We start from the raw sequence: 12,556 nt of genomic DNA, 5'->3' as shown, positions 1-12,556 counted from the left end.
AAGGCTGGACAGTTCAGCGCTTACTCAGAATAATTCAAGTGAATTTATTTGAAATAAAAACCTTAAAAGCGTTATTTTCACCCGATAAAGTCCCCATCAAACAAGAGAAGCTTAAATGAGCTTCCTCTTGTAAAAATTGTGGGACAGCAGTGGCCATGAGCTCGCTTTTTTATGGTTTTTTAATGTGATGACATCAATTTAAATGGCAAAATGCTTTGGAGCGCCAAGATTTTTAACTGCATTCACAATCTGATCTGCATGATTGCAAATAATCAGTTTTGCCCGATGCTGGGGCGGTAGAAAGCCTTCACTGACCGCATGATCAAGCTGGGCAATTAAGGCATCATAAAAGCCATTGACGTTATACAGCATCATCGGTTTTTGGTGCTGATTCAGCTGGCCCCAAGTGGCAATTTCCAGAATTTCTTCAAAAGTACCCAAGCCACCAGGCAGTGCAACAAAAGCACTGGCACGCTCCGCCATCATGGCTTTGCGTTCATGCATGCTCTCTACAATATGCAATTCGGTGAGCTGGTTATGCGCAATTTCATAATCCAGCATAAATTCTGGAATCACCCCGACCGTTTGACCGCCACGCTGTCTGAACGCATCAGCGACTTGGCCCATCAAGCCAATACTTGCACCGCCATAGACCAGTCCAAAACCCAAGTCCGAAAGACTCTGAGCCAGAGCAATGGCTTTTTCCTGGTAAATGGGCTTGTTGCCTGAACGCGAGCCGCAATACAGGGCAATTAAAGGCTGATTGGTTTTGGGAGTTGGATTTTTATGTTTTGCAGTCATTTTTAATACACTGTCCATCATTATATTTTTACCATAGCACTTTATTTTTTCATGCTCTAGCTTAGTCTGAAAATATGATACGGCATGTGATGTCATGCACAGCCTTTGCAAAGATTTGTTAAAACCGGGGAAGAGAAAAGGTTGAGGACTGAAAAAAAGATGAATTTCCAGTTCATCTTGCTATACTAAAAATCTGTTTTCCAATAAATGAATCAACATGGGTAGTGGTTGTCCTCGCTCTGAACATCTCAATTCTTCCGCAAAAATTATACAGAATGCTGTTCATAGAATATTCGCCGATTTTAATATGAACCCTCTAAAATCAGACCTCAATCCCCTGCAGGAGAACATCCAATGATCTTTGAATGGATGTCAGATCCATCTGCATGGATTGGGCTGGCCACTTTGGTGGTTTTAGAAATTGTTCTCGGGATCGACAATCTGGTCTTTATTGCCATTTTGGCGGAAAAACTTCCACCACACCAGCGCAACACAGGGCGTATTGTCGGGTTGCTCCTGGCTTTGGCTATGCGCCTGGTTCTGCTGGCTTCCATTGCCTGGGTCGTGACCTTAACCGAACCCCTGTTCCATATTCTGGAGCATCCTTTCTCCGGTCGAGACCTGATTCTGTTGTTTGGTGGTGTGTTCCTTTTATTTAAAGGCACCATGGAACTGCATGAACGCATTGAAGGAACGCAACCGCAGAAAGAAGAAAATCCGGTGCATGCTGCTTTCTGGATGGTGATTGTTCAAATTGTGGTGCTGGATGCAGTTTTCTCTCTAGACAGTGTGATTACTGCAGTCGGAATGGTGAAAGACCTTTCTGTGATGATGATTGCAGTGATTATTGCAGTCGGCATTATGCTTTGGGCCTCGAAACCGCTGATGGATTTCGTCAACAAGCATCCAACCGTAGTGATTCTATGTTTAGGCTTCTTGATGATGATTGGTTTCTCACTCATTGTTGAAGGTTTTGGTTTCCATATTCCAAAAGGCTATTTATATGCTGCAATTGGTTTCTCTGTGGTGGTTGAGTTTATTAACCAGACCATGCGCCGTAATCAGGAGAAAATGGTGACCACCACAGACTTACGTTACCGTACAGCTTCTGCAGTAATGCGTATGCTCGGTGGCAAGTCAGAATCACAAAATAATGATAACGAGGATGTACTTGCAACCCGTGCATTTGCCGATGAAGTCTTTAATGAACAAAATGGCGCTTATCATAGTGTGATGGTGCAAGGGGTGCTTGGACTGTCTGAACGGCCGGTGAAATCGGTGATGACCCCGCGTCCTGAACTGGAATGGATTGATTTAGACGAAGACGATGCTGCCATTAAGGAACAGTTGTTGAGCATGACCCATTCGCGTTTAATTGTTGCGCATGGTGAGCTGGACAATATTGCCGGTGTAGTCCTGACCCATAAAGTGATGAATGAATACATTGAAACCGGTGTACTCAATTTTGAACGTCACTTACGTGAACCGGTGATTGTGCATGAAAATGCCCAAGTGTTGATGGTGATGGAGCAGTTACGCCAAGCACCGTTACAATTGGCGATTGTCCTGAATGAATATGGTTCGATTGAAGGGATTGCAACCCCGATTGATGTGCTTGAAGCGATTGCAGGTGAATTCCCCGATGAAGACGAATTTGAAACTGCAGCAGAAAGTTTGGAAGACGGTACTTTAATTCTAGAAGGTTCCACCGATATTCGTCACGTCTCCTTACTTTTAGGATGTGACTTGGTGGATGAGTCTGAACAGTATTCAACCTTGTCGGGATATATCTTGCATCACCTAGGTCATTTACCGGAAAGTGGCGCAAAACTCGAAGCCGACGGTTATATTTTTGAAGTGGTGACGATGGACGGTCATAAGATTGATAAAGTCCATATCATTCCGCAAATTGAAAACGATGCCGATGATTAACTAAATTACGGTAAATGATTTTTAAACCCAGATAATTGATTAAAATAGCTCGCATCGTCGGGCTATTTTTTATTGGGAAAATTTGATGTCAGAAAGCAATTGTCCATGTGGTCTAGGAATGTATGCCAGCTGTTGCCAACCGCTACATTTGGGGCAGATGAAAGCACAAAGCGCAGAACAGCTGATGCGTTCACGTTATAGTGCATTTTCCAAGCATGAGATTGATTATATTGTTAAAACCACCACCCTCGGACAGCAGCAGGCCTTGGATGTGGCTGCCATTGCTGACTGGAGTAAATCCAACCAATGGCTCAAGCTGGAAATTGTGCAAGTTAAAGAAAAAATAGATAAAAATCATGCACAAGTTGAATTTAAGGCACATTACCATGATGGTAAACAGGCACAGGTTCATCATGAATTTTCACATTTTGTATTGCATGATGGAGCGTGGTATTTCCTTGATCCGACCACTGATATGCAAATCACCATGAAGCAACCCTGCATTTGTGGATCAGGGAAAAAATTTAAACAATGTTGTGCACAATATCTGTAAATTTCATCTGAATTTGCCTTAGAATAACGCGCATCGATTACCCTCAGTGGAAGAAGGGCAATGTTGCTATTAGTGATTTATATTATTGCGATTACGGCCGAAGCCATGACCGGGGCTCTGTCGGCTGGTCGGCGTAGTATGGATTGGTTTGGGGTGACGCTGATTGCTTGTGTGACTGCACTTGGTGGCGGTTCAGTTCGAGATGTCTTGCTCGGACATTATCCACTGACTTGGGTCAAACATCCTGAATATCTTGTGCTGACCTGCGCGGCTGCCTTTGTCACTATCCTGATTGCCAAATGGATGCGTCATTTGCGCTCCATCTTCCTGATTCTGGATGCCATGGGCCTGATTGGCTTTACCGTGATTGGTTGCCAGATTGCACTTCAGATGGGGCATGGTTTTGTGGTTTCTGCCGTGGCTGGTGTTCTTACTGGTGTTTCTGGCGGTATTCTGCGTGATATCCTGTGTAATGATGTACCCTTGGTGTTCCGCCGTGAACTGTATGCCAGTATTTCCTTTGTTTCAGTCATCTGTTACTGGGTTTGCCAGGAGATTGGCTTCTCGTTAGAAGTGACCGTGATTTCGACCCTGATTTTCGGTTTCTCTTTACGCTGTATCGCCATCTACTTTGGGCTGGAAATGCCGAAATTTATCTATAAAGATGATGATGATCAATCGGCATCGTCCAAAGATGCTTCATAATAATTTGTATAAAACACCTGAGATGAACGGTGAAAAAGCCGTCATCATTTTTAAATTAAGCTATAAAAATCAGCAAAATTATAAATCCTGTTGGGAAAGCAGTATGCATCCTTTCAACAAATCAGAGATCTTGTTATGGATTTAGTCTCACGTGTACAACGCTTACCCATCGGTAAGTTTCACTATACCTTGCTATGGGTGATCGGACTGGGCTGGATGTTCGATGCGATGGATACCGGTCTGATTGCTTTTATTTTGACCACCATGGCCGAAGAATGGAACATGACTCCGACTGAAAAAGGCTGGGTGGTGTCGATCGGCTTTGTCGGGATGGCTATTGGGGCGGTTTTCTCTGGCGGATTAGCTGACCGAATTGGGCGTCGTACCGTATTTGCGATTACTTTGGTGACCTATAGTATTGCCACCGCTTTATGTGCCTTTGCACCCAATTTAACCTGGTTGTTGGTGTTTCGTTTTATTGTGGGTTTAGGTCTAGGCGGACAGCTTCCTGTTGCGGTAACTTTGGTCAGTGAATATATTCCTGCCCAAGTGCGTGGACGTTTTATTGTTTTACTGGAAAGTTTTTGGGGCTTGGGCTGGCTGGTTGCAGCCTTGGTGTCTTATTTCGTGATTCCGAGTTATGGCTGGCATATCGCATTTTTAATTGGCGGTTTACCTGCCATTTATGTGTTTATGATTCTGAAAAAAGTGCCAGAATCAGTGCCGTATTTGATTAATCGTGGACGGATTGAAGAAGCGCATGCGTTGGTTCAGAAACTGGAACGTCAATGTGGCGTGGAGGTGATTCAGCACATTGAAGTCAAACCGGTTGCGGAAAAACAGAATACCTCTTTCCGCCAACTCTGGTCAGGTGCATTTGCCCGTCGTACCCTAATGCTCTGGCTGATCTGGTTCGGTATCGTTTATTCGTATTATGGGATTTTTACCTGGTTGCCAAGTTTGCTGGTCAAACAGGGTTATACCATCGTGCAGTCTTTTGAATATGTGCTAATTATGATTTTGGCGCAGCTTCCGGGTTATGTCGCGGCCGCATGGCTGGTGGAAAAACTCGGGCGTAAAGCGACATTGGCGGGCTTTATTGGCATGTGCGCCGTTTCGGCTTATTTCTTTGGTCAAGCCAATAGCGTGAACATGATTATGTTCTGGGGTTGCCTGATGTCGTTCTTTAACTTGGGTGCATGGGGCGTGCTTTATACCTATACGCCGGAACAGTATCCAACCAATATCCGTGCCTTTGGTTCGGGCTGGGCATCTGCAGTTGGGCGTATGGGCGGTATTGTGGCACCGATGGTGGTCACGCATATGATGGTGATGAACAATGGTTTCAGTCACGTCTTTACAATGTTTACCGCGGTATTGCTGGCTGTGGCTTTGGTAATTTTAGTCTTGGGCGAAGAAACCAAAGGCAAGACTTTAGAATCGATGGGGTTATAAGCCGTTATAAGTTAATCAAAGTGCAGAATACCAAATATGGGGAATCAGTCGATAACCCAATGTTTGGCCGAATGCACCACATCCTGATTTAAAATCAACGCGATACTTTGCAAGTTAAAGCTGTCTCGGTTCTCAGGCAATTGCAGTAAAAGCGGCAAGCGCGTTACGCCATTTTCCCCATCTGCAAAGGCATAATGGCGTACTTTGGGATCAACCGCAGAGATCAGGTTTTTCGACTCTAAATAAAGGCTGTGCTGAGAGTATTGTTTTTGAATACGAATGATCTCTAAATAACAGCGATGCTGGATCTCCTTAAGTGATGTTTTTAATTCATTTATTTGATTATAGTCATTTTCCGATTTACTGATTAGCCGTTTGAAAAAACTGGTTTTGGGCGATTGTTTGGTATCGCGTTCCAATTGACGCAGCTGCTGTTGCACGAGACGACTTTGTTCAATGGCACCATTTACCTGATCTTGCAGTTGCTCCAAGGGAGTCGTCACTAAATTGAGATGCTGTCGATAGTGAGCTTGGTCTTCAAACTGAACAAAAATATAAGCACGACGCTGTTTTAATAAATTTAGATAAGCAATCAGTCGGTACTTGAATTGACGTGCATGCGGATTAAATTGAATAGCGGGTTCCTGAGAGAACATTTCAAAACTGTGCAACAATTCGGTCATTAAACGTCGAATATTTAAAAAGCAAAATTCCAACTCATCGGGTTGCTGAATACTGTTTTTGAGACCGTTTTGAAAGGGTTCAAGAATGTTGACACATAAGTCTTTTTCAATTTCAGTTAAATGCTCATTGATCAGGTGATCAATTGAAAAACCTTTAATTTCAATAACTTGAGTTATTTTTTCCCGAAGTTGATGTTGATTGTAATGATGTAATGACTCCATCAGCTCGACAATGTGAGGGTTCATTTGGCATTGTAAGCCAATCATTTTTCCCATCTGTTGTTTAAAGTTTTCAAGGTAGTCTGCAACATCAAGCTGTTTAGGATCAAGAATCAAGCCACTGATATAAAACTTATTCGCCACGCCAAAATTTTCTTCGGTTAAAAAGCGTCGAATAGAATAAGAAGATACTCGGCTGTCGCCAGAACTGCCAATAATAAAGTAATAATCTGAGGTTGGAATAATTTCAAAGTCACGTACACGTTGTTCATGACTAAAATAATCTTGAAAAATAGGCAGTTCCTGCTGCGCATATTCACTGGGCAAAATATGGGCAAACCAGCTTCCCAAAATTTCACTTTTCATGAAAACTTCAAAGATAAAACAGCGTACTTGATGCTGGGTTAAGCCACGAGAATTCTGGGTGACTGAAAAATTGATCTGCTGAATACTCAGCGCAGCATCATATAAAAATGCACTTTTTAATAGCTGTTGGGCCTGAATATCTTTTTGGTCCTGTAGCTCTAGACTATTAATTTCATAAGTAATGGTTTCTAAATAATCAGCAATCTGGACATCAGTTTGATATTTTTCTAAATACTGAAAGGTAGCACGAATTTTTTGCGCAAGCTGTAACAGTCCTGAATGCTGGATATAACTATGAAGTTCATGTAGACCAATATGGCCTTTAAATTCAAAAATTTGTGATAAGTAATTCCAATGAATATTTTTGGGCTTTAAATAATCATCTTCTATCTTGCAATGCAGATGTTCAGCTGTGGACGCCAGCAGGAGATTAAGACGCTGTTGCCATTGCTGATCTAAAATAGGATCAATCTGTTTTAATTTTACCCGAAGCTGATAGGGAATATACATTTGCACAGGATGATTCATACGCTTCCAAAGAATGTTCTATGGTTAATTAAAATGCATATTAATGTGATTTATATCACGGTGTGAGCCATTATAGCCAATTAAGGTCTTATTTATACTTAAAATTTATAGAATTTTACTTTTATGCGGTTAATGCTTTTTAGTTGCTTTGTAAACATAAAATGAATATTTTTACTTCATAAGACACAATTTGTCGTGCAGTATCATTGACTGCTCTTGTGTAGTCGGCACTCGCGACTTAGCATAGCCACATAGATACAAAAACGAATTATTTAGGATTTCACGCTTTTATGACCAGCCTTGTGCATCAAGCCACAGAAAATCGTTCCGTAGCAGAATTTACTGAGCAAGCTTATCTTAATTATGCCATGTACGTGATTATGGACCGGGCATTGCCGCATATCAGTGACGGCTTAAAACCCGTGCAGCGCCGAATTGTATATGCAATGAGTGAGCTGGGTTTAAAGCATAGTGGCAAGCCAAAAAAATCTGCCCGTACGGTAGGTGATGTACTTGGTAAGTACCATCCACATGGTGACTCTGCCTGTTATGAAGCGATGGTGCTGATGGCACAGCCGTTTAGTTATCGCTATCCGTTTATTGAAGGTCAGGGCAACTGGGGTTCGCCAGATGATCCGAAATCCTTCGCGGCAATGCGTTATACCGAAGCCAAACTTTCACTTTATAGTGAAGTGCTGTTGTCTGAACTTGGTCAAGGCACATGTGATTGGCAGGACAACTTTGATGGCTCCATGAAAGAACCTGTCAATTTACCTGCCCGTGTTCCGAATATTTTGTTGAATGGTACAACCGGTATTGCCGTAGGTATGGCAACTGATATTCCGCCACACAACCTGCGTGAAGTGATCAAAGGCACCATCGCCCTGATTCGTAATCCGAACCTAACGGATGAAAAAGTTGCAGAATATATTCCGGCACCAGACCTACCGACCAGAGCGGAAATTATTACCTCAGCTGAGGATTTGTTAAAAATTCAAACTACAGGTCGTGGCAGTTATCGCATGCGTGCGGTGTACACGATAGAAAAAAATGAAATCGTGATTACAGAGCTGCCGTATCAGGTTTCAGGCTCAAAACTGATCAGTCAAATTGCCGACCAGATGCAGGCGAAAAAGCTGCCTTTGGTGAGTGATGTTCGAGATGAATCGGATCATAAAAATCCAACCCGTTTGGTGATTGTGCTGCGTTCAAATCGTATTGATGCCGAAGCGGTGATGAGTCACTTGTTCGCAACGACCGATTTAGAGTCGAGCTATCGTGTCAATATGAACATGATTGGTGCCGATGGCCGTCCACAAGTGAAATCGATTCGTCGTATTTTGCTGGAATGGATTGAGATTCGTAAGAGTACGGTCACCCGTCGTCTGCAATACCATTTAAATAAAATTGAAAAACGCCTGCATATCTTGGCCGGTCTTTTGATTGCATATCTGGATCTGGATACCGTCATTCGCATTATTCGTGAGGAAGATCATCCCAAAGCCGAACTGATTGCGCATTTTGGTATTGATGAAATTCAGGCCGAAGCCATTCTGGAACTCAAGTTACGTCATTTGGCAAAACTTGAAGAAATGGAAATTCGCCGTGAACAGGAAGAGCTAGAAGCTAAAGCTAAGATTATTCGTGAACAATTGGCAAATCCGGAATCATTAAAGAATCTGATCATTACTGAACTCAAAGACGATGCCAAGAAATTTGGTGATGACCGTCGTTCGCCAATCGTGCAACGCGCAGAAGCCGCTGCAATTAGTGAACAAGACCTGATGCCCGCTGACCCTGTCACCGTGGTGTTGTCAGAAGCGGGCTGGATTCGCTGTGCCAAAGGGCATGAGGTGGATGCAGAAAACCTGAATTTCCGGGCAGGCGACCAGTACTTAAGTCATGCAACCGGTAAGTCGAATCAACGTGCCTATGTGCTGGATGAAACCGGACGCAGTTATGCACTTGCGATTAACAGTTTGCCATCGGCACGTGGTTTGGGTGAGCCCTTAAGCTCCAAACTTACTCCTGCAAATGGGATTGGCTTTATTCAGGTCATGATTGCAGAAGATGAGCAGGAAGTTATTGCGGTAAGCTCTCAAGGCTACGGCTTTAAATCAAATGCAAAACAGCTGGATACCAATGCCAAAGCCGGTAAATCCTTCTTGACCGTATCAGACGCTGCCAAAGCATTGCCATTGCAAATGGTGGATGCCAATACGCATTTAGCGATTTTGAGTACCGCTGGTCGTTTATTGGTGGTTGATTTGTCAGAATTACCAGTCCTGAATAAAGGTAAAGGAAACAAGTTGATACAACTTGAAGCCAAAGAACAAATTTTGTCCATGACATTGCTTTGTTTAAATGAAATAATTCAAGTGGTTGCAGGACAGCAACAATTAAAACTAAAAGGTGATGATCTTCAGAAATATATAGGTAAAAGAGCGACTAAAGGTCAACTCTTACCACGAGGATATCAAAAAGCAAATAGACTGTTCATTCAAAGATAAAACTAGCATCCATTGATCAAAATACGTTATATATAATTCGTATGCGCGTAAATGGATGCGATGTTATGCATAAATAAGTTCAATAATGACGCATAACATTGAAAACAGTTGAAAACTAAAGATTACAGATTGGAGATAAAGGCATTATGGAAAAGATTTGGTTTGCTGAATACCAAAAAACGGGGATTCCTGAAACTGTAGAATTACCACCAGAAAATACTTCACTCAATGATATTTTTGAACGTAATTTTCAAAAATTTGGTTCACGTGATGCCTTTATCTTTATGGATAAAGTCTTAACATTTAATGAACTAGAAGAAGCAAGCCGTAAATTTGCCACCTATTTACAAAGCTTAGGTTTAGCAAAAGGTTCTCGCGTCGCAGTCATGATGCCAAACGTGCTGCAATATCCAGTGGTTGCATTGGGTGTATTCCGTGCAGGCTTGGTTCTGGTCAACGTGAATCCACTTTATACCTCGCGTGAACTTGAACACCAATTAAACGATTCGGGTGCGGAAGCATTGGTAATCGTTGAAAACTTTGCCAGTGTTTATCAAGCCATTATTGGTAAAACCCCGGTGAAACATGTGGTTGTGGCTTCTGTTGGCGATATGTTAGGTGCATTAAAAGGCACATTAGTGAACTTTGTGTTGCGTTCAGTGCGTAAGCAAATTCCCGCTTGGGACATTCCAGGTCATATCAAGTTCAATGCTGCAATGTCGAAAGTCAGTGCCAGCAATTATAAACGTCCTAACCTGACCTTAAGTGATACTGCTGTACTGCAATACACAGGCGGTACTACAGGCGTTTCTAAAGGTGCAGAGCTGACTCATCGCAATCTTGTTGCGAACATGTTGCAGTGTGATGGCATATTCCAAAGTAAATTTGGTGCACAAGACGGTGCCAAAGATGACCGTATTTTCTGTGCATTGCCGCTTTATCACATTTTTGCGTTCATGGTATGTGCCATGTACGGCATGTATAAAGGCCAAGCCAATATTTTGATTCCAAACCCGCGTGACTTACCAGCGGTTATCAAAGAATTGCACAAATACCGTCCGTCATTCTTCCCGGCAGTAAACACCTTGTTTAATGCATTGGTGAACAATGAAGAGTTTAAGCAACTCGACCATAGCAACCTTAAAATGGCGATGGGTGGTGGTATGGCAGTTCTGGCTTCTACAGCTGAAGCATGGAAGAAAGTTACCGGTACGAACATTATTGAAGGTTATGGCTTATCAGAAACCTCACCTGTTGCGACTGCGAACCCACCTTCATCTATGGAATTCAGCGGCACAATTGGTATTCCGTTGCCACTGACTGAAGTGGCGATTCTGGATGATGATGGCAATGAAGTTGCCTTAGGCGAGCAGGGCGAAATCTCGATTCGTGGTCCACAAGTCATGAAAGGCTATTGGAACCGTCCGGATGAAACAGAAAAAGTCATGACCAATGGTTTCTTCCGTACTGGCGATATTGGTGTGATGGATTCTCGTGGTTATATCAAGATTGTTGACCGTAAGAAAGACATGATCCTGGTTTCTGGCTTCAACGTTTATCCTTCTGAAATTGAAGATGTAGTTTCTAAACATCCAAAAGTATTGGAAGTTGCAGTGATTGGTGTACCGGATGAAAAATCAGGTGAAGTGCCTAAATTATTCGTGGTGAAAAAAGATCAGTCTTTAACCACTGAAGAAGTACTGGCTTTTGCTAAAGAAAACTTAACCGGTTATAAACGCCCGCGTTATGTTGAATTTATGGATGAATTGCCAAAATCAAACGTAGGTAAAATCTTGCGTAAAGATTTACGTAAAACAGCATAAACCCTGCAATTTAAAAAGCGCCGTTTTCGGCGCTTTTTTTATATCTGAACTTTTAATCTTTCATCAGCCAGCGATCAATATAAGGGCGGCCTATACCCATAATCCATATAAAGGTCGTGATGCTACCGACCTGATAAAGGTATCGCTTTAAATCAAATGAACCAAAGCTATAGAAATTATCAAGCACACAATAGAGTGCAACGACTGTCGTCCAGATCCACAGGGCTTGACGTTTAATTCCGACCATCCAAAGTGCGGTAATTGAAATCACAATGGTAAAAATCAGAGAGAGTCTATTTAAATTGGCACACATGACCGAAAGTAAAAATCCCACAATCGGCAACACGATTTTGAGTACACGATCTACTCTAAGTTGATGCAGGCGCTGTTTCTCAAGGACATCCAACATTTTTTGCTGATCTGGGCTGACCATACGGGATCCTTATTGCTCATTAATAAAAACATTATAATTTAACAAAAATTATTATTGAACCGTCATGCTATGATATCGGGCAGAAAATCTTAATGAGAAAAATGAGATGCAAAACATAAGCGGAATAATCTATCTCATCTTAATTGCATGTTTATTGCCTTACGTTTTTACAATGATTGCAAAAAAAACCTCTGGCTTTAAAGGACGAGATAACCAAAATCCGCGCGATTTTTTGGCCAAAACCACTGGCTTGGCCGCACGTGCCAATGCAGCACAGCAAAACAGTTTTGAAAGTTTACCCTTGTTTATTGCTGCCATTTTAATGGCGGAATATATGGTGGTTCCTCAAGCCGTGATCATGACCTTCGGTATTGCCTATATCGTGCTCCGTATTGTTTACGGCATTTGCTATTTGGCCAATTGGGCAACTTTACGTAGTATTGTTTGGACCTTGTCTTTGCTTTGTCCAATTTGCCTATTACTTCTGGTGATTAAATTAACTTAAGAGTGCATCAATCTGTGGAAATACATATTTTGCTGTGGCGGAT

The 12,556-nt window shown here is 42.3% G+C and carries 10 protein-coding genes and 1 pseudogene; 8 read left to right on the top strand and 3 right to left on the bottom strand.

Going from position 1 to position 12,556, the window contains the following annotated elements:
• Positions 1-133, top strand: a pseudogene (locus E0H81_RS16385) (IS4 family transposase); the annotation flags it as partial.
• Positions 134-198: 65 nt separating this feature from the next.
• On the opposite strand, the gene E0H81_RS04085 reads toward E0H81_RS16385, so the two are convergent.
• Positions 199-819, bottom strand: a complete 621-nt coding sequence (locus tag E0H81_RS04085) for an LOG family protein (RefSeq protein ID WP_131316740.1) — start codon at positions 817-819, stop codon at positions 199-201.
• 336 nt (positions 820-1,155) lie between these two features.
• On the opposite strand from E0H81_RS04085, the gene E0H81_RS04080 reads away from it, so the two are divergent.
• From E0H81_RS04080 to niaP, 4 genes are all read left to right on the top strand, one after another.
• Positions 1,156-2,733, top strand: coding sequence for a TerC family protein (locus E0H81_RS04080; protein WP_131316734.1), 1,578 nt, complete (start codon positions 1,156-1,158; stop codon positions 2,731-2,733).
• Positions 2,734-2,818: 85 nt separating this feature from the next.
• A complete protein-coding gene (locus E0H81_RS04075; RefSeq protein ID WP_131316731.1) occupies positions 2,819-3,286 on the top strand; it encodes a YchJ family protein in 468 nt (155 codons plus the stop codon).
• 60 nt (positions 3,287-3,346) lie between these two features.
• The gene (locus tag E0H81_RS04070) at positions 3,347-3,991 is read left to right on the top strand and encodes a trimeric intracellular cation channel family protein (protein WP_131316729.1); all 645 of its coding nucleotides are present in this window, start codon (positions 3,347-3,349) and stop codon (positions 3,989-3,991) included.
• 135 nt (positions 3,992-4,126) lie between these two features.
• A complete protein-coding gene (niaP, locus tag E0H81_RS04065) occupies positions 4,127-5,446 on the top strand; it encodes a niacin transporter NiaP (RefSeq protein ID WP_131316727.1) in 1,320 nt (439 codons plus the stop codon).
• 44 nt (positions 5,447-5,490) lie between these two features.
• On the opposite strand, the gene E0H81_RS04060 is transcribed toward niaP, so the two are convergent.
• Positions 5,491-7,242 (bottom strand): hypothetical protein, encoded by a 1,752-nt coding sequence (locus E0H81_RS04060; protein WP_244926494.1) that lies wholly within the window; start codon positions 7,240-7,242, stop codon positions 5,491-5,493.
• A gap of 290 nt (positions 7,243-7,532) precedes the next feature.
• On the opposite strand from E0H81_RS04060, the gene parC reads away from it, so the two are divergent.
• Together parC and E0H81_RS04050 are read left to right on the top strand one after the other, a co-directional pair.
• Positions 7,533-9,752: a DNA topoisomerase IV subunit A gene (gene parC / locus E0H81_RS04055; RefSeq protein ID WP_131316726.1), complete on the top strand. Its 2,220-nt coding sequence runs from the start codon at positions 7,533-7,535 to the stop codon at positions 9,750-9,752.
• Positions 9,753-9,898: 146 nt separating this feature from the next.
• Positions 9,899-11,575 (top strand): AMP-binding protein, encoded by a 1,677-nt coding sequence (locus E0H81_RS04050; RefSeq protein WP_131316724.1) that lies wholly within the window; start codon positions 9,899-9,901, stop codon positions 11,573-11,575.
• 52 nt (positions 11,576-11,627) lie between these two features.
• On the opposite strand, the gene E0H81_RS04045 is transcribed toward E0H81_RS04050, so the two are convergent.
• Positions 11,628-12,008, bottom strand: a complete 381-nt coding sequence (locus tag E0H81_RS04045; protein WP_131316722.1) for a hypothetical protein — start codon at positions 12,006-12,008, stop codon at positions 11,628-11,630.
• 106 nt (positions 12,009-12,114) lie between these two features.
• On the opposite strand from E0H81_RS04045, the gene E0H81_RS04040 reads away from it, so the two are divergent.
• Positions 12,115-12,513, top strand: coding sequence for an MAPEG family protein (locus tag E0H81_RS04040; protein WP_131316720.1), 399 nt, complete (start codon positions 12,115-12,117; stop codon positions 12,511-12,513).
• The last annotated feature ends 43 nt before the right edge of the window (positions 12,514-12,556 follow it).

This window comes from Acinetobacter terrestris (assembly GCF_004331155.1).
Lineage (GTDB): Bacteria > Pseudomonadota > Gammaproteobacteria > Pseudomonadales > Moraxellaceae > Acinetobacter > Acinetobacter terrestris.
The sequence above is the reverse complement of the archived record's forward strand: the minus strand, read 5'-3'. Positions and strand labels throughout refer to the sequence as shown.